At 42.6% G+C, this 18235-nt stretch carries 18 protein-coding genes and 5 pseudogenes; 4 read left to right on the top strand and 19 right to left on the bottom strand.

Annotated elements, in window-relative coordinates:
* Positions 1-37: 37 nt before the first annotated feature.
* The 3 genes and pseudogenes from FZ952_RS08905 to FZ952_RS08890 all read right to left on the bottom strand — a co-directional run bounded on the left by FZ952_RS08905 (position 38) and on the right by FZ952_RS08890 (position 2472).
* Positions 38-932, bottom strand: a pseudogene (locus tag FZ952_RS08905) (IS3 family transposase).
* A 72-nt stretch (positions 933-1004) separates the two neighbouring features.
* Positions 1005-1901 carry a zinc metalloprotease HtpX gene (gene htpX, locus FZ952_RS08895; RefSeq protein WP_148881410.1) on the bottom strand — a complete coding sequence of 299 codons (897 nt, stop codon included), beginning with the start codon at positions 1899-1901 and terminating at the stop codon, positions 1005-1007.
* A 1-nt stretch (position 1902) separates the two neighbouring features.
* On the bottom strand, positions 1903-2472 hold the full coding sequence (locus FZ952_RS08890; protein ID WP_037615272.1) for a LemA family protein: 570 nt from the start codon (positions 2470-2472) through the stop codon (positions 1903-1905).
* A 151-nt stretch (positions 2473-2623) separates the two neighbouring features.
* On the opposite strand from FZ952_RS08890, the gene FZ952_RS08885 reads away from it, so the two are divergent.
* The 4 genes and pseudogenes from FZ952_RS08885 to rsmG all read left to right on the top strand — a co-directional run bounded on the left by FZ952_RS08885 (position 2624) and on the right by rsmG (position 5781).
* On the top strand, positions 2624-3226 hold the full coding sequence (locus FZ952_RS08885) for a TetR/AcrR family transcriptional regulator (RefSeq protein WP_148881408.1): 603 nt from the start codon (positions 2624-2626) through the stop codon (positions 3224-3226).
* A 12-nt stretch (positions 3227-3238) separates the two neighbouring features.
* Positions 3239-4528: an MFS transporter gene (locus FZ952_RS08880; protein WP_148881407.1), complete on the top strand. Its 1290-nt coding sequence runs from the start codon at positions 3239-3241 to the stop codon at positions 4526-4528.
* A gap of 177 nt (positions 4529-4705) precedes the next feature.
* Positions 4706-4985: pseudogene (locus FZ952_RS08875) on the top strand (ABC transporter ATP-binding protein); the annotation flags it as partial.
* Positions 4986-5067: 82 nt separating this feature from the next.
* A complete protein-coding gene (rsmG, locus tag FZ952_RS08870; protein ID WP_148881406.1) occupies positions 5068-5781 on the top strand; it encodes a 16S rRNA (guanine(527)-N(7))-methyltransferase RsmG in 714 nt (237 codons plus the stop codon).
* Positions 5782-5871: 90 nt separating this feature from the next.
* Here rsmG and FZ952_RS08865 read toward each other — a convergent pair whose 3' ends face one another.
* The 16 genes and pseudogenes from FZ952_RS08865 to FZ952_RS08795 all read right to left on the bottom strand — a co-directional run bounded on the left by FZ952_RS08865 (position 5872) and on the right by FZ952_RS08795 (position 18190).
* On the bottom strand, positions 5872-6708 hold the full coding sequence (locus FZ952_RS08865; protein ID WP_148881405.1) for an energy-coupling factor transporter transmembrane component T family protein: 837 nt from the start codon (positions 6706-6708) through the stop codon (positions 5872-5874).
* A pseudogene (locus FZ952_RS11965) lies at positions 6701-7507 on the bottom strand (energy-coupling factor ABC transporter ATP-binding protein); the annotation flags it as partial. The pseudogene FZ952_RS11965 and the gene FZ952_RS08865, both read right to left, overlap by 8 nt.
* A gap of 24 nt (positions 7508-7531) precedes the next feature.
* Positions 7532-8383, bottom strand: a pseudogene (locus FZ952_RS11960) (DUF3744 domain-containing protein); the annotation flags it as partial.
* An 8-nt stretch (positions 8384-8391) separates the two neighbouring features.
* Positions 8392-9153 carry a nucleoside phosphorylase gene (locus FZ952_RS08855; protein ID WP_148881403.1) on the bottom strand — a complete coding sequence of 254 codons (762 nt, stop codon included), beginning with the start codon at positions 9151-9153 and terminating at the stop codon, positions 8392-8394.
* Between the two features lie 388 nt (positions 9154-9541).
* On the bottom strand, positions 9542-10204 hold the full coding sequence (locus FZ952_RS08850; protein WP_148881402.1) for a putative quinol monooxygenase: 663 nt from the start codon (positions 10202-10204) through the stop codon (positions 9542-9544).
* Between the two features lie 12 nt (positions 10205-10216).
* Positions 10217-11131 (bottom strand): annotated as a pseudogene (locus tag FZ952_RS08845) (amidohydrolase family protein).
* 165 nt (positions 11132-11296) lie between these two features.
* On the bottom strand, positions 11297-12283 hold the full coding sequence (locus FZ952_RS08840; RefSeq protein WP_148881401.1) for a rhodanese-related sulfurtransferase: 987 nt from the start codon (positions 12281-12283) through the stop codon (positions 11297-11299).
* A 135-nt stretch (positions 12284-12418) separates the two neighbouring features.
* Positions 12419-12907 carry a DUF6773 family protein gene (locus FZ952_RS08835; RefSeq protein WP_148881400.1) on the bottom strand — a complete coding sequence of 163 codons (489 nt, stop codon included), beginning with the start codon at positions 12905-12907 and terminating at the stop codon, positions 12419-12421.
* A 9-nt stretch (positions 12908-12916) separates the two neighbouring features.
* Positions 12917-13594, bottom strand: coding sequence for a CPBP family intramembrane glutamic endopeptidase (locus FZ952_RS08830; RefSeq protein ID WP_148881399.1), 678 nt, complete (start codon positions 13592-13594; stop codon positions 12917-12919).
* Positions 13591-14067, bottom strand: coding sequence for a DUF6773 family protein (locus tag FZ952_RS08825; protein ID WP_148881398.1), 477 nt, complete (start codon positions 14065-14067; stop codon positions 13591-13593). The genes FZ952_RS08830 and FZ952_RS08825 overlap by 4 nt, the downstream gene beginning before the upstream one ends.
* A 44-nt stretch (positions 14068-14111) precedes the next feature.
* Positions 14112-14606, bottom strand: coding sequence for a DUF6773 family protein (locus FZ952_RS08820; RefSeq protein ID WP_062200493.1), 495 nt, complete (start codon positions 14604-14606; stop codon positions 14112-14114).
* 19 nt (positions 14607-14625) lie between these two features.
* The gene (locus FZ952_RS08815; protein ID WP_148881397.1) at positions 14626-14823 is read right to left on the bottom strand and encodes a helix-turn-helix transcriptional regulator; all 198 of its coding nucleotides are present in this window, start codon (positions 14821-14823) and stop codon (positions 14626-14628) included.
* Positions 14807-15007: a hypothetical protein gene (locus FZ952_RS08810; protein WP_062200489.1), complete on the bottom strand. Its 201-nt coding sequence runs from the start codon at positions 15005-15007 to the stop codon at positions 14807-14809. The genes FZ952_RS08815 and FZ952_RS08810 overlap by 17 nt, the downstream gene beginning before the upstream one ends.
* 277 nt (positions 15008-15284) lie before the next feature.
* Positions 15285-15929, bottom strand: a complete 645-nt coding sequence (gene fsa, locus FZ952_RS08805; RefSeq protein ID WP_148881396.1) for a fructose-6-phosphate aldolase — start codon at positions 15927-15929, stop codon at positions 15285-15287.
* 840 nt (positions 15930-16769) lie between these two features.
* Complete coding sequence (locus FZ952_RS08800; protein ID WP_062200483.1) at positions 16770-17333, bottom strand: ECF-type riboflavin transporter substrate-binding protein; 564 nt, start codon at positions 17331-17333, stop codon at positions 16770-16772.
* An 11-nt stretch (positions 17334-17344) separates the two neighbouring features.
* Positions 17345-18190 (bottom strand): S-adenosyl-l-methionine hydroxide adenosyltransferase family protein, encoded by an 846-nt coding sequence (locus FZ952_RS08795; protein ID WP_148881395.1) that lies wholly within the window; start codon positions 18188-18190, stop codon positions 17345-17347.
* Between the last annotated feature and the right edge of the window lie 45 nt (positions 18191-18235).

The following is an 18235-nucleotide window of genomic DNA, read 5'->3' as shown; positions in this document are numbered from 1 at the left end:
CACTACTAATCTTAGTATGTTTTAGTTTGACTTTAATTCATTTGTTGTTGTAGTAATCAATGTAGTCTATAATGGCTTTTTTAAAGTCTTATAATGACCTAAATTCATGTTCAAAGCCATAAAACATTTCGGATTTCAACATGCCCAAGAAGGATTCCATCATGCTATTATCCGGACTGTTCCCCTTTCGTGACATAGATGGCTGAATTCCCTTGTTCTCTAAAAATTGATGATAAGAAGCGTGTTGGTACTGCCAAACCTGGTCACTATGAAGAATCGTATTCTCATAATATTCAGCGGTGAAGGCCTGTTCTAACATGGTTTCCACTTGTTCCAAATTCGGTGAACGAGAAAGATTATAAGCGATAATTTCGCTGTTTAAACCATCTAAAATGGGCGATAAATACAATTTTTGACTGCTGCTTGGAATGGCAAACTCTGTCACATCCGTATAGCATTTTCCATCGGTTTAGAGGCTTCAAACTGACGCTGAACGGCATTCTCCGCTCTTAGATATTCATTTTCTGCTTGAAGGCGCTCTAGTTCTGTCATTTCTTCAGGTTTTTCTTTGGTTTACGTCCCATTTTAGGCGGCCTCCCTCTTGGTTTCTCAACAATCGTATACCCATTCTTCTTGTATTGTGCCAGCCAATTTGGAAGCATTCCACGATTTGGTAGAGCATAATCCAGAGACACACTTAATTGCGAACGACCTGCAATTAAAACTTCATCAATTATTTTTTTCTTTCATTTTGGAGGATAATAACTATTCTTCCTTTTTTTGACATGTTCTATTCCATAGCGGTCAATCAATCTGATTAAGTACTGAAGATTAGAAATAGTTACCTCATCTCTTTTTTAAAGTTGCTTGAAGCTGAGACCTTGTTTTCTGAGACGATAGATTTGGATTTTGTCCTCATAAGTTAATTTCATATGAAAACACCCCAAAAGTTAGCTTTTTCGTGTCTAACTTTTGGGGTGCAGTTCATAAAATTCTCAGTCTTTTTACATCTTTCTCAATCGCTCTACCCGCTCTGAAATAGGAGGGTGCGTATAGAAAAGTTTCTTTAGCCCGCCTTCTTTTTGGGGGTCATTGATGTAGAGCGCCGCACTGGCATTATCGACGTCATGTTCCATAGGCTGACTATGCTCCAGTTTCAGCAGAGCATTGATCATCCCTTGGGGATTGCGAGTCAACTCCACACTAGAAGCATCCGCCAGAAATTCCCGTTGACGGGAAATGGCCAATTGCACCAAGGTAGCTGCCAAAGGTGCCAGAATGATGGCAATCAGTGATACGATAAGGAGAATAATTCCTATTCCGCTATCGTTATCTCGATCATTACTACTGCGCCGTCCGCCACCAAACCACATCATCCGGCCAGCTAGGCTAGACAGCATAGTGATGGCACTAGCCAGAGCCACCGCAATCGTTGAAATGCGGATATCATAATTTCGAATGTGACTGACCTCATGGCCCATGACACCTTCAAGCTCCTCTCGGTTCATGATAGCAAGCAAGCCTGTTGTCGCAGCAACCGCTGCATTCTCAGGCTTTGATCCAGTCGCAAAAGCATTGGGCGACGCATCTTCTACAATATAGACCCGAGGCATGGGAATCTGCGCCACCATAGCCATATCCTGCACAACATGATAAAGCTCAGGGGCTTCCTGTTCGGAAACTTCCCTTGCACCATTCATAGCCATGACCACCTCTGTAGACTGAAAAATCATACTGATAGCATAAATGCCACCAATGATAAAGGCAAGGATCAGGCCACCAAAGGCAGAATCTAGCCAAAGATAGCCGACAGCCGCCCCGATGAGGGCCAGGAGACCAAAGAAGGCGATAAGGAGGAACCAAGTCCTCCTTTTATTGCTGGCAATTTGATCAAATAGCATCTTAGTCACCTAGCCCAGTACTGCCAAAATCAACTTTTGGGACAGCCTTTTCCTCTTCTGGTGTCTGTAAGAAAGCCGCAGCTTTAAAACCAAACATACCTGCAATAATGTTGCTCGGGAAGGTTTCCAGTTTCACATTGTAGTTGCTGGTAACTGAATTATAAAGCTGACGAGAATAAGCGATTTTATTTTCTGTATTCGTTAGCTCTTCCTGTAACTTCAGATAGTTGGTGTTGGCTTTCAGATCTGGATAGCTTTCAGCTACTGCAAAGATTCCAGAAATCTGGCGAGAAAGGGCATCGCTGGCTTGCATGGCTTGGGCTGGTGAAGTGGCTGAAGCTACTTGGTTGCGCAGCTGGGTCACCTTTTCCAAGGTTGCCTGCTCGTATTTGCCATAACCTTTGACCGTTTCCAAAAGGTTGGGAATCAGGTCATTACGGCGTTTGAGCTGCACATCAATCTGACTCCAGGCTTCCTGAGTCTGCATACGGCTTTTGACCAGTGTATTGTAAGCGCCAATGACAAAGAAAGCCAAAAATACGACAACGATAAGAATAATAATAAAAGTCATGATATACTCCTTCAATTTGGATTAGACTTATTATATCAAAAAATAGTGAGACTGTCTTTATTCTTGACAGGGATTTGAAAAAGATGTATCATAAAATCAGAAAAACCGACCGTCGGTCGAATAAAATTTTACCAACAAAAAGGAAGGTATCATGGCTAATAAAAAAGAATTTATCTTAGACACAGCAGAAAAACTGTTTGTCGAACAGGGATTTGATCAAACCTCAATTGCTCAAATCTTAGATGCAACCCAGATTGCACGCGGAACCCTTTATTACTACTTCACATCAAAAGAGGAAATCATGGATGCTATTATCGAGCGCTGGATTAGCCGTGCTTTTGAGCAGATGTACACCTGGGTGGAAAGGAAAGAACTTTCAATTCTCGAACGATTAATGGGTGCCCTAGCTGCCTTAAATATGAAAGAAGAGGGACAAGAGATTTTGGACCACTTACATGCCCCCCAAAATGCTCTCTTGCATGAAAAAACAAATCAAATCTTATTGAGTAAGGCACCTGAAATTCTCTCTCCCCTTCTGCAAGAAGCGATTCAAGCAGGTGAAATGCAAACTGCCTACCCTTACGAAAGTATCGAAATGATGTTGACTTATTCCTTACAAATTTTTAATACATCTTTCCAGACCTTAAATAGACAGGAACAAGAGCAAAAAGTTCAGGCTTTTATCTACTTGCTAGAAAAAATTTTTCAGACAAAAGAGGGATATTTCAGCCCTTTGACACAGTTAATCCACTAAAGGAGTTTGCTTATGAAAAACACTGGCTTTAAAATCTATCTTCTGATATGGCTGGGAACCTTTATTTCTGAAATTGGAACAGGCATGACATCTTTTGCCTTGGGGATTTATATCTACCAGCTGACTAGCCAGGCCTCTTCTTCTGCCTTGGTGACCCTTTGGGCTTTTTTGCCAGGGCTTTTAATGACTCCTTGGGCCGGAATTCTAGCAGATCGTTATGACCGTCGCCTCCTGATGGCTTTGGGGGATGGGCTATCTGGTCTGGGAGTGCTCTGGATTTACTTTAGTTTACAAGCTAGCCAGCCTTCCATACCGCTCATTTGTTTGGGTGCTGCTCTCAGCTCTGTCTTTTCAGCTTTAGTTAGCCCAGCTTTTCGGGCTACGATTTCTGACCTAGTGTCTGAGGATCAAATTTCCAAAGCTACTGGACTATCACAGATTAACGGGATTGCCCGTTATCTCATTTCTCCTACCCTTGCTGGGCTCATTCTGGCTCACGGCCATATTGGTCAGATCCTCTTAATTGATTTTTCAACAATTTTTGTGACTGTCATTTGCAGTCTAGTCGCTCGTCGTCATATCAAAAATTCATTTAAGGGTGCATCTCATTCTTTCTGGAGGGGATTCAAACGAGGATTTCAAATCATCCATGAAAAAAAGGGAATTTGGCTCTTAGTTCTGCTAGGAACAGCTTTTTCCTTCTTTCTAGGTACCGTTGAAATCTTGCTTTCTCCTATGATTTTAGGTTTTGCTTCCAGCCAAGAAGTCGGTTGGATCATGGCTATTTCCAGCAGTGGCATACTCTTTGGCGGACTTTTCTTAAGCACCTTTGCTATAAAGAATCATTTTCACTTAATCCTCAGCCTTTCATTGGGATTGCTGGGTATCTTTATGGCTGGGATGGGAAGTAAAGAAAACTTAATCTGGATTTGCTCTTTTGGTTTTCTCCTATTTTCTTCTCTTCCTTTTGCCAATACGGCCATTGATTATTTAATTCGCTTGAATATCGATAAGAGGGAACAAGGGAAAGCTTGGGGAACAATCAGTATCATCTCCCAGTTTGGCTATGTTATTGCTTATGCAAGCATGGGCTGGGTAGCAGATACCTTTTTCAAACCGCTCCTACTCCCTAAAGGGGCATTAGCTTCTTCTATCGGCTCTATCATCGGAGTAGGAAGCAGTCGTGGGTATGGTCTCCTTCTTATCCTAGCAGGAATTTGTATCAGTTTTAGTGCTCTTCTTCTCTACCGCCAATCTGCAATAAAGGAGCTCGAACATCTTCCTCAGATTAGTCAAAAATGATATAAAAGCCAATAAAATCAGCTTCCTCGTCATTTTCCCTTTCTATTTTTTAGCATGACCTCGCATATTTCTACGACTCAGCTCAGTAGCGATTGGCTGACTTCTGGCGAATAGCTCGTGCAAACGGCTAAAAATCCCGCACTTGCTTACAATACCTAGCGGCTCTATTGATAGAGACAGACTCTCATGAACCAGCCCAAATTATTTTCACTGACGAGCCGACAGGGGCTCTCAACTCTCAGCCTGGGAAGCAAACTATAGAGCTCATGCAGCGCTTCCATCAGAAGGGCGCAAGCATTTTTCTGGTGACACACGATGCCAGCCTTACCATCTATACAGACAAGGTGTTGCTTATTTTAGATGGCAAGTTAAAATAGAAGTTCTGTTTGACCCAGTCACTAGTCAAGCTGAGCATCACCAGCTAATCTTAGCGGAGCTAAATCAGATTGGCACATAGAAAAAGAGGCCCTTTGGCAACAATGCCAGGGTCTCCTTTTTATGATATAATAGGATGAATACTGATAGACAAGGATGAAACTATGACACCGCAAGAATTTTACCGGCTCTTGGCTCAAGAGGGCGTTGAGCTGACTGACCGCCAGAAAGACCAGTTTGAGCGTTATTTTGAGCTTTTGGTCGAATGGAATGAAAAAATCAATCTGACAGCTATCACGGAGAAAAACGAAGTCTATCTCAAGCATTTCTATGATTCAATCGCACCCGTTTTGCAAGGCCTGATTGACAATCAAGACCTTAAGCTGCTGGACATTGGAGCTGGAGCTGGCTTTCCTAGCCTCCCCATGAAAATCATCTATCCTCAGCTGGATGTGACCATCATCGACTCGCTCAACAAACGAATCAACTTCCTCAAGCTGCTGGCAGAGGAGCTGGGACTGGACAAGGTTCACTTCTACCACGGCCGTGCGGAAGACTTTGCTCAGGATAAAGCTTTTCGAGCGCAATTTGACCTAGTTACTGCCCGTGCAGTCGCTCGGATGCAGGTTCTGTCTGAGTTGACCATTCCCTACCTCAAGGTTGGGGGCAAGCTGCTGGCCCTCAAGGCTTCCAATGCCCCAGAAGAACTGGAAGAAGCCAAAAATGCCTTGAGTCTGCTTTTTAGCAAGGTTCAAGACAACCTCAGCTATGCCCTACCAAACGGGGACCCCCGCTTTATCACAGTGGTTGAGAAGAAGAAAGAAACGCCTAATAAATACCCCCGCAAAGCCGGTATGCCAAATAAGAGACCGCTATAAATCAAAATCAGGCCCCTCATTGCCTGATTTTTTTGCGATTAAAAGCTTCTATAGGCAATCATTCATTCACAAATGCAACCTCTCGTCTCCTTATCTCCAAGGATTATAGAAACGACTCTGATTGACTAAGAAAAGACCGAGGCCAATACCTAATAAGAGCACTGACAAGAAGATTACCAGCTTGTCTAGCTTACTGAATTCTTGTTGAGTATACCAGGTCCGCTTTTTATTTTTACCGAAGCGGCGCAATTCCATAGCTGTGGCAATCGTATTGATTCGCTCTAATGAGCTAAAAATCAAAGGAATGACAATTTGCAGATTGCCCTTGATTCGCTGGCTCACCTTGGCTTTGGCTGACAATTCCAAACCACGCGCCTCTTGGGACATCTTGATGAGGTAAAATTCCTCCTGCAAATCTGGGATATAGCGCATAGTCAAACTGACAGCATAAGCTACCTTGTAGGGCACCCCAATCTGATTTAGACTGGAAGCAAACTGACTAGGATGAGTCGTCATCAGGAAAATCAGGGCTAAAGGAATCGTGCAAAAATATTTCACCAAAAGATTAAAGAGGTAAAAAAGCTCCTGACTGGTCAGATTATATGCTCCGAATCCCGTCCACAACACATTCTTACTCTGGTAGATTTCTACTGCATACTGCGGAGAAAAAAGATAAACCATGCTCAGATTTAAGAAGGCAAAGCTACCGGCAAACACCAATACAAAAGAAATATCCTTCAGCCGAATACCAGATAATTTAAATAAGGCCAGAGAAGCCACTGCCACAAAGAGCAGAAAACGCGTATCATAACTAATCATGGCAGTTATTGATACCAAAATGAAAAATAAAAGTTTGCTGGCACCAGATAAGCTGTGAATAAAGCTTGTACCTGTATGGTAGCCAATCAATTTCTGCTGGTTAAACATGGCTTTCCTCTTTTCGCTGCATATAATATTCTGTCAAGGCCAAGGGATCAACCCCCAGCTTCTCAGCTAAAGCAAAAATAGAGGTTTCCTTAAGATTGGCAAGCTTAATCAGCTCCTGATCTGTCAATATCTCGGCTGGACTTTTATTTGCCAAAATCTGGCCATCTACGATAACTAGAGCTCGATCAGAATAATCCAGCATAAGCTGCATATCATGAGTAATCATGATAATAGTGTGTCCCTGATGATGAAGCTCATCCAAGAAATTCATGATTTCCGTATAATTTCGCTGATCCTGACCAGCTGTCGGTTCATCCAAGAGAATAATCTCTGGATTCAGCACTAAGATTGAAGCAATAGTCACCCGCTTCTTTTGACCGAAAGAAAGAGCAGAAATCGGCCAATTACGAAACTCATGCAGACCACAGGTTTTGAGAACTGCAAAGACTTTTTCTTGAATCTCTTCTTCAGAGAAGCCACGCAGTCGCAACCCCAGAGCTACTTCATCAAAAATCATGGTCGTCGAAATCATCTGATTAGGATTTTGCAGGACATAGCCGATACGCTCAGCCCGCTCCTTGATCGAATCTCCCTTGATATCTTGACTCTGCCAGCGATAATCTCCCTCCGTATTGATAAAACAACAGAGAGCCTTTGCTAGGGTTGATTTCCCTGCTCCATTCTTGCCAACAATAGCTAGCCGCTGACCTTTGGGAATAGTCAGATTGATATCCCGCAGAATAGGTCTGCCACTCTGGTAAGCAAAGGAAACGTGGTCCAATTCCAAAAGAGGCTGCTGATGGCTGTCGAACTCAAGTGTTAGCGAAGGCAGACTGACAGAGAGCTCCGACAGATCCATATTTCCTAAATCTGACAAGCTTGAAACACTAGCCACATCAAAACCCAGCTGACGTAAAGTAGTAATATAGAGCGGCTCGCGGATACCATTTTCCGCCAAGAGCTGCGTTTTTAACAAGTCATCCGGACTGCCATTAAAGAGGATTTGTCCATTATTGACCAGAACAACCCGATCCACTGCTCGGTAAAGAACATCCTCTAAGCGGTGCTCGATAATAATCGTCGTGGTTCCAGCTTCCTTATGAATCTGATCAATCAAATCAATAGTATCCTGACCAGACTTGGGGTCTAGATTGGCCAAAGGTTCATCAAAAAGCAGGATAGGACTCTCATCAATTAGAACGCCAGCCAGACTGACCCGTTGCTTCTGACCGCCGGACAAGTCCTGAGGCCGATGATCCAGCAGGTTCAATAAATCTAATTTTTCCGCCCAAGAATACACTTTACTTTTCATGGTTGGTAGATCTACCATATCATTTTCAAGCGCAAAAGCTAAATCTTCGGCCACACTGAGACCGATAAATTGACCATCCGTATCTTGCAAAACGGTACTGACCAGATTTGACTTGTCATAAATACTGCTGTCAAAAGCTGGCTCCCCCTGAATCAAGAACTGGCCACTGGCCTGCCCCTTATAAATATTGGGAATAATGCCGTTCAAACAATGGCCTAAGGTTGATTTCCCAGATCCTGAAGGGCCTATTAAAAGAACCTTCTCGCCCTCATAGATGGTCAGATTGATATTCTTTAAGGTCGGATCAGACTGGGTCTGATACTGAAAGGTGAAATCTTGAAATTGGATAATTGGTTTTTTCATAGTCATTTTTATAAAGCCAAAGCGATTTGAATCGCTAGATTGGCCACCTTGTCTTTCTCGTCTAAGTCCGCATGATTGGCTAAATTTCGCATATCCCAAGCTTCCTCAGACAGATGATCTGCCGCATAGAAGAAGTGGCAGACATTAATACTGCGAAAGGCTGCCAGAGCTGCAACAGCTGAGCACTCCATGTCCACACAGACAGCCCCAGCTTCTTTTCGCTTGCGGAGCTTGTCCGCTGTCTCTCGATAAATGCCATCCGTCGTCCAGACCTTGCCTAGACTATGGGAAATCCCTCGCTGGTCCAGAAAATTCAACAGAAAATCCTGTAAGCCGGCGTTGACTGCCAGCTCTGAGCTAGCCGGCTGATAATGATAGCTAGTCCCCTCATCTCGCAAAGCCGCCGTCGGGATAATGATAGATGTTTCTTTAATCTCCTCGTCCAGCACACCACAAGTCCCAAAGAGAACCAACTGTTTCATCCCAAAAGCTATCAAGTCTTCCAGAATAGCTACGCAAGCTGAAGCACCAACTGGCGCATTGAAAAGGGCCAGCTCCCGTCCATCCGCAAAAACTCGATAAATAGGAATTTCAATATTCGCCATAGAAGTCGCCGTAATCAACTCATGGTCAAAATCTGCCAGCATTCGGGCGAAGGTTTCACGAGCAAAACAGGAAACCGCCGTCTCTGGAAAGCCCTCGATTGGCTCTATTAAGTCCTCTGGATTAATGATAGCCTTGCGATTTTGGTCAAATTCTTCAAGAATCATAGGGTCCTCTTTCAACGAACTAAAGGAGTGGGACGCTCTACTAATAGAGTTTGAGTTCTGTTCCTACTACCTTCCTTATTGTTTTATTGTACCATAAAAAAGCAAGGGGCAGAACAAAAATTCTATTTTTGTTCCTAGTCTCAGCCTCACGAGCGGGCTCAAGTGTCGAGGCAATGGAGAAGGAAGATGAGAGTTGCAGCAAGAAAGTTTTTGTGAGTTCGAAAGACGAACCGAAGAGGAGCTAAAAACGAACTCTTAAGCTAATGAAAATGCGTGATTAGCCTTGCAAAAGACAATCAGCTACCTCACCAAAAGTTACTATAATATTAAAAAATCTGAGATTTTTTCATCCCAAATTCTTTAGTATTTTTTATGAAATAAGATAGAGTCAGCGCTTGTAAGTCTTGAGCTCTCCCTGACTGATGGCGGTGCCATTGTACAAATCATAAAGCTGTTTATCGCAAACAAGGTCAGCTGTACCTTCGATATAGTCTTTGAAATGCGGGGTTTCTCGATGGTTCAGATAAGCTGCCTCATCCGCATAGACTTCAAAGAAATAAAAATGATTCGATTTCTGAGTATCTGCCATGGCATACATGGCCAAGACTCCCGTTTCCTTCTCCATAGAAGCCACCATTTCCTCGGTCACGATAGCTTGGAAATCACCAATTCCCTCTTCCTTCACCTCAAGCTGAGCAAATTTCAGATAAAAATCATTCGGCTGGGTCCATTGGCCAGCAGGCAGCTTTTCCTGCAAAAATATCGGCTGAACCTCATAGGCTTGGCGTTCTTCCATGAGCGGCCCTGTTTCTGTCACAAAATACCGGTATTGGGGCGAAGCTCGGTGAATCTGATAATCCTCTTCACTGCGATAAACCTCAAATACATAGGAAACAGTCTCCTGACCCTTGATGGGGCTAACATACATAGCTAGGGTGCCAGGCTCCTGTTCCTGAGAAGTCGTCAAATTCTTGAGACCGATTGCTTGAAAACGACTCTGGTTCCCGTCTGCTACTGTCAGACAAAAAAGATGGATGATGGGTGTTGTCATCTTAAACCTCCCTTAGTCTTTGAAAATGATCTTCTGAGCATTGGCGGCCAGAATCTGCTCCTTATTTGCGGACGAGAGGGGCAGATCTTCGATAGCTTAGAGAATGACCTGGGTCGCGCCGGCTGGCTGGATGCCTAAAGGCAGGTCGGTACCCAAGAGCACTCGATCCACCCCAAAATACTCAATAGTAAGCTCCAAAGCCTTAGGATTACCCAGAATCGCCGTATCCACATAAAACTTGTGAAAATCCTTTTCCTGGTCCTCCGGCAGAATATAGCGAATCCGCTCACTGAAGAAAGGAACCATAGCTCCTGCATGGTGGACAATGATTTTCAGATTTGGGAACTCCTGAAAAATCCCTGTCTGAAACAGCTGCAGCATGGCTTGAGTCAGCTCATATTCCCAAGAAAAGATGATATTATTGTCCGGCTTGCGCTCATCAAAGATGGGATGCAGCCAAATGGGCAGATCCAGTCGGGAGCAGGCTTCAAAAATCAGGTGAAATTCTGGGTCAGCAATGGACAATCCCAGAGCCCGAGTAAAGAGCTGAACACCAGCCAGATGAGGATTAACAGCTATTTCTTGGAGGATTTTCACTGCTTCTTACACATGATTCATAGGAATCATAGCAACGCCTGCCGCAAAGATATCAGCATTGTCCGCCACTGCCTGAGACAGCTCGGCATTAGCTCGACGGCAGAGAACAGCTGCCACCTCCGGACTAACATAGTCCTCGGGATTGATATTGACAAAAGAAATAATCTGCTGGGTCTCCTTATCCCAAAAACTGCGCCGCAACTCTATATCAGTCAGCTGAGGATGCTGGATAAAGGGAAACCTCTCCGGCAGCTTGGGTTCAATTTCCAGCATCTGCCGATAAAAATTAGGCAGAAGCACATGAGCAAAAACATCAATTTTCTTAGTCATTTTCTACCTCCCCTTCTTGCTATTCATAATTAGGTTATAGCACGTATTGAAGAGTTTCATCTCCAAAAGTCAGTTATCAAATCACATCTATAGTTTGAACTTTGTTATTTAAGGAATATGAAAAAATTTCCAAAAAAACAGCCCAATTGGACTGTTTCGTGCTCTTTATGCAGGAGCTACTTCATTTAAAGATTCTCCAATCGCAGCCAAGCGCTCCATCACTTCTGTTTGACTCAGGCCGTTTTCAGTCACATAGCGGTTGCGAGGGTGAATACGGCATTCGTGAGAGCAACCACGGAGGTATTTGTCTTCATTTTCTTCTGAAGTCAGGATGCGGCGATTGCACTCTGGATTGCCACAGTTGACATAGCGCTCACAAGGAGTCCCATCAAACCAGTCTTTCCCAATCACGACTGGGTCAACATGGTTGATGTCAACTGAGATACGCTCATCAAAGACATACATCTTGCCGTCCCAAAGCTCCCCTTGAACTTCTGGGTCCTTGCCGTAAGTCGCGATACCGCCATGCAACTGGCCGACATCCTTATAGCCTTCCCGCACCATCCAGCCTGAGAATTTCTCACAGCGAACACCACCGGTACAGTAAACAACCACGCGCTTGTCCATGAACTTCTCTTTGTTATCACGAACCCACTGCGGCAATTCACGGAAGTTGCGGATGTCTGGACGGACGGCCCCACGAAAATGCCCCAGATCATACTCATAATCGTTACGAGTGTCTAGGACAACCGTGTCTTCATCCAGCAGAGCTTCCTTAAATTCCTTAGGTGACAGGTAAGCCCCTGTCGTCTCTAACGGATTGATGTCGTTGTCAAAATCATTGTCTTCCAAGCCCAAGTGGACGATTTCTTTCTTGTAGCGAACAAACATTTTCTTGAAAGCTTGCTCGTTTTCTTCATCAATCTTGAACCAAAGGTCTTCCATGCCCGGAAGGCTGTGCACATAATCCATGTATTTTTGAGTGGTTTCATAATCACCAGAAACCGTTCCATTGATACCCTCATCTGCCACCAAGATACGACCTTTCAGACCAATAGATTTACAGAAAGCCAGATGATCAGCTGCAAATTTCTCAGCATTCTCAATCGGAACATATTTGTAGTAAAGTAGGACGCGAATATCTTTTGCCATCAGATTTTCTTCTCTTTTCTATTCTTAAATTATCTGAATTTTTAATCCAGTTCTTTCATTATATCGCGAGAAGAAAAGCTGAGCAATTTATTTGTTTGAAAAATAGCTGAGCTGAGCAGTTGAAGAAGAGATAACTCACTCCTCTTCCAATTCTTCTAAATACTTTTCAAAGCGCTTCTTCTGCCACTTGCTGAGAGTCTCCAAGAAAATATTGACCATTAGCATAAAAGGAAAGTGAATGACAAAAGTAATTAAAATAACAAAAAGAAACATGGGGTGAAAAACACTGTTATGATAAATAGCGTGATTCAGTTGGAAATTCTGGCAGGCAATCAAAAGAGTCAGAAAGCCTGTCGCAGTCAGCACACCCCAGATAGTCAGACTGAAACTATTGTAATAGTTAGCTCCCAGATACTGAGTTCGACACATGAAATAAAAACTGGTGATGAGAATCAGCAGCAAGAAGGGCTGATAGTGAACGACTCCCCCATTCATAGCTACAGAACCCATATATAAAGCTAAACTGCCACATAGCATGAGACTGAAACTCTCCATACCAGCCTTGTTGACCAGTTGTTCTTCGCGTTCGTCTAAGATTTGACGTTTAATAAGTTTGATTTTCATCTCTAACTCCTATCTAGGTATTCCAAAAATGCCTATCAACAACATGATAATTGCAGCAATCCCATTATTTATCATGTGAACTGCAATACTGACTTCCAAGCGCCGAGTTCGATAAGCCAGCAAGGTCAAAATCACAGAGGCACCACCATAAATCACAAAAGACATGATATTGGTTGGGCCATGAAAAAGCGCAAAGAGCAGCCCGCCTATGATATAGCCCCAGCTTTCATAGCCTTTAAAAATTTTTAGAGGAATGATGCCACGGAAAATAATTTCTTCTGCGATAGGCGCTAAAACTCCAAGTATGATGGGAAACGAAATCATATCTCCTCTTCGGAACTCCTCTATCAAAGATGCCTGATTAGCCGTTGTCACTTCTCCATGCAGCCACCGGAGTAATACCGTCCCAAGGACAGATATGAGCAACATGCCTAAGAGGCCTAGAGCAATTCGCCTCCCGTCTCCTTGTTGAAAGAATTTTCCAGACTGGGATAAGATTCCAGCCTTCTTTGCTACCACGACAAAGACCAGCAAAGTGAGGAAAATCAGCAAAAGCCCGAGACCAATGCTCCACTGTTTGGGAAATTGATAAGTTACTGCTAGCTGCTGAAACAGCATAGGGAGCATATACAAGGCCAAGGCTAAGAAAACACAGCCAACCCAGATCAATCGTCTCCACCAAGTCATTCTTCATCCTCCAATTCCTGATTGAGCTTTGCCTGACCTTTGCCGTTTAGGTAAAGGCTGATCTTGTCCATGGTCAAGCTCCCAAGCATAAACAGTATCATTGCAAGAGCCAGCTTGAGCAGATACAAAATGCTTAACATGCTAGCCAGATTTTCTCGCTGACCAAAGAAATCAATGCTTATAACGATGAGAACAAAGACAATTCCACCGCCAAAACGCTCTGGCCATTTTTCCTCTCTCACCATATCACGAACATCAATCCCTAGACTTAAGCGACGAAGCAATGCATATAGACCTACTAGGGTAAGCAGAATACCTTCTGGCAGATAGGCCAGTAAGTTTAGATGGAGGACATAGGCTTTGAAAAATACAGAGATAGCTAAGAAGAGGAACATTCCTAGTACTAACTCTCCCGCAACTTTGCCGTCCAATTTCTCTGTTCGTTCATCTTTTATAACAGGCTGCTTCTTCATTTTTTTACTCACTTTCTTATTTATAAGTTGAAGATTCATTGATTCTAATTCTCATCATTTTCTAGTTCTTGGTCTAATAAAACCTGTCTCTTCTGATAAAAATAATTGACTCCCTTGTCTAAAATACTAGAGAGAACCAGTATCAGCGCAATAATAAAAACAAATTGTAAAAATGGATAATGGCGAAAGAATGGTCGAAGAGCTGAATTTCCACCTAACATCTGAACAGCCACGATTACAATCGCTAGGTTAGCTCCGTTAGCCAAACGACTTCTGAGTGTGCGAACACTACTAGTTGGATGATGGCGTCTGATGTCTAGCCCCAGCTGCCAGCTCCGAATTCCTGCATATAGCTCCATCCCTAAAATAATCAAGATTTCTGGTAAGTAGCCTTCTACTGGCACATGCCAAATCATGATTTTGATAAAAATAGAAATAACGAGCAAAATGATAGCAAAAAAAGCTATTTCATTTCCTAATTTTCTCTCAAGCTGTACAGTCCGTTCATCTGTATAGACTTTTTGTATTCTGTCCTTCATCTTCTTTCTCACTTTCTTACTATTCTTCCCAAAACAACTGATCCAGCGTTCTATTGAGGCATTTGCAAATGGCCAAGCATAAACTGAGACTGGGATTGTACTTGCCTGCCTCAATCAGGCCAATAGTCTGACGAGTCACGCCAATAGCATCAGCCAAATCGCCTTGGGTCATGTCATGCTCAGCCCGTGCCATCTTGAGCTTAAGATTTTTTGCCATGGTCACCATCCTTATCATCTTTCTTTTGCCCGCCTATAGCGTAGAAAGTGCAGCCAAGGGCGACATCACTAAAAGCAAGTATGATAAAGGTTTGAATTTTCTGAATCATGCCAACAAATAGTAGAATTGTCGCCGATACAAGACAAATAAGCAGTATAAGCAGATCATTCACTTTCTTATTCATATCTATGCTCCTTTCATCTTCATAAGTCCATTATACAATATATTTTAAAAATTGCAATATATAAATGTCATTTTGTCTTTTATTTTTAACATTATTTCAAAAGTAATTTTCATAGTTCTAAACATCAAAAAGAGAAGACCAGTTTGGTCTTCTCCAAATCTTAGCTTAACAGCAACCTAGCTCTGTTGACAAAGAGCCAATGTCTTCTAGGTTGCTAAGGCTTGCTTGAAATTTAGCCAGAGGCAGAGACTGCTATTTCCCATACCTACCCCAAAACTTATTTTTTAAATGTTTCCCAGTCCTTCATAAACTGTGCTATTCCATTGGTAGTCAGTGGGTGCTGCGTCATTTTTTCAAATAAATTATCCGGAATGGTTGCAATGTGAGCACCAAGTTTTGCAACAGCTTCAACATGTGCTGAATTACGAATACTAGCTGCGATGATTTCAGTTTCAAAATCATAAATATCAATAATCGTGCGCAAATCTTCAATCAGTTGATAGGCATCTGTTCCAATATCTTCCAAACGCCCAACAAAAGGACTGATGAAAGTAGCGCCAGCTTTCATAGCCATGAGTCCTTGTGAAACTGTAAAAATCAAAGTAACATTCGTTTTGATTCCCTCTTTTGAAAGGACGGAGACAGCTTTTAGGCCTTCCGTTGTCATTGGAATTTTGACAACAACGTTATCAGCCCATTTAGCAATATCACGTGCTTCCGCAATCATTTCAGGCGCTGTCAAGCCAGTAACCTCTGCACTAACAGGACCACTTATAATATTACAGATTTCTTGAATAACCGTTTTAAAATCGCGTCCTTCACGTGAAATAATTGTTGGGTTAGTTGTTACGCCATCCACAACACCTAATTCATTAATCGCTTTGATAGCCGCTACATCAGCTGTATCTAAGAAAAATTTCATACTACATGCCCTCCTCCGCTTTTTTATTTAAGCGTTTATTAAACATAGCACTTGCCATAACAACAAGTAGAACAAACACAACAACGGTCATCATGAAGGCCATTCTGCCAAACTGACTAATTTCACCTAAAATATACATTGGAATTCGATAATCCCTGAGCCTAAAAATTAAAAGGGTTCTGTTTTAAGAATCAAGAAATAAAAAAATTGCAAGTCACAACCAACTCAACTGAAACAATTTGGACCCAAACCATACGTAGACCTTAGAGGTTAAGAAATCCAGCCGTCAGAGCACTTGCTACTAATGCTAAAATACTGTAGACACGTTCGAAATAGCGGAGTCACATAAGAGACCAAAGGACTTTAAACTATTCAAATCTTCGGTTGATGTTGATTCGTCAGTAGCTAACTTACCGACTCACCCTGTTACTACATAAGCAGTTTTCCTATGACAACGTCATCATTTCCAGTTATCTACTTCAAAGATTATGAAAAAACAACCTCTCCATCAAGAAACTTAGCGAAAGCCGAACGATAAAGAGATGCTCTTTACAGATTATCAATTCCTCTTTTCCATTATAGCACAAAAGCACAAAATTAAAGCGTTTTCAAAAAAGGCTGGAGGAATCTACAAGGGTCAGATTGGCAAGACTCATTCTAAAATCTGTTCTTGTCTTTGAGCTGGCATAAATATATCATCTTATCTTGTAATCGTTTTTAGTATGTCATGAATTTCTTAAATTTTCCAGTTCCTAGTGGACAATTGTATGATTCACCACTCGCAAATAAAAAAGCTGCCCAGTCATAAAGGCAGCTATTCTTAGATAGAAACTACTATGATTAATCTTTTTTGAGACTTCCTGATTTTGTCTGAGTGCGAGCATAAGCCAGTAACAGCAAGGTTCCCGCCACAGCAACGGTCAAACCATTGGACAGAGTTGCTACAAAGCCTTGAACAAAAACCTTATTGACTGGTTCGCTATAAATCAATACATCCCCGATTGGAGCGACCAAGAGCCAGACAAAGGCATTCGCCAAAAACTGGATGATATTGAAACTAATGATATCTTTAACTTCAAAGACACCTTCTGCCACTCGAATCCGTTTTTTAAATAAACCAACAATGAAACCAAAGAGTGCACTGGCGATAATCCAAGACCACCAGAGACCATAGCCAGCCATGGCATCTTTGATAACGTGGCCAATCAAGCCCATCAGGAGGCCGACAAGTGGACCAAAGACGACGCTAAAGAGTGCCTGAACGGCATACTGCAGCTGAATACTCGTATTGGGCACTGGTGTCGGAACACTGATCATACCAATGACTGCGAAAAGTGCAGCTCCAATTCCTGTTGCAACAACTTCCTTAATGGTAAACTTTGTATCTAAAAATTTCTTATTCATTTTCTTCTCCTTTAATTTTCTATGCGCTTAATCTCAATGTGCCAAGAGGCACCAACTCCAACATTATAGGCCTTGGCAAAGGAACCTTGGTTGATAGCCAAACCAACCCGATAAAGTGAATTGATATAGAGAATCGGCTGACCGATTCGGACATCTGCAAAAGATTTGCCATAGGTCACTTGGTTTTGATAGACCAGCATGTCATTGTTGTAAATAGTGACTTCAAAACGGTCGCCAAAGTTCGGTTCCAACGTGCAGAATTCCTCACGAGTAATCGAAGTCCAAAGCGAGCCAAAGCGAACATCTAAAATATCAATAGCTCCGCTGACAAAGTTATCAGCTATTCCTGTCTCCACAACAGGGATTTCCACAATTCCCTCAACGCTCAACTCAGGTCCAACTTCTTCAAAGCGGATATGCCCACTGGCCAGCTTAGCTCCAGTATAAGCATAAACATCTCGACCATGGAAGGTATAAGAATGCTCGGTATTCTTACGGCGGTTCTTCACTTCAGAAATCTCACGAATGGCTACGATGCCGACATGCTTTTTGATAAAGGATAGCGTTCCATTGTCAGGGGTCACGATATATTGATTTTTACTGGTCTTGGCAACCACACTTTTACGTTTGGAACCAACACCTGGATCTACGACCGAGACAAAAGTCGTTCCTTCTGGCCAGTAGTCCACTGTCTGAAAGAGCCGATAACTTCCTTCAAAGATGTTGTAAGGGGTGATGTCATGGGTCAAATGATGGATTTTTAGCGTCGGCGATTCCTCTAAAGCCACTCCAATCATAGCTGACACAGCCCCATCTACCAGACCGAAGTCCGATTGTAGAACTAATAGATTGTTCATTTTATTCCTCCTAGGCTTACTCGCCTATCTTTTCCAAGTCCTTTA

Origin of the sequence: Streptococcus sp. Marseille-P7376, from assembly GCF_902460385.1 — a bacterium.
In the GTDB taxonomy this organism is placed as follows: Bacteria; Bacillota; Bacilli; order Lactobacillales; family Streptococcaceae; genus Streptococcus; species Streptococcus sinensis.
This window is presented reverse-complemented; position numbering and strand designations above follow the sequence as displayed.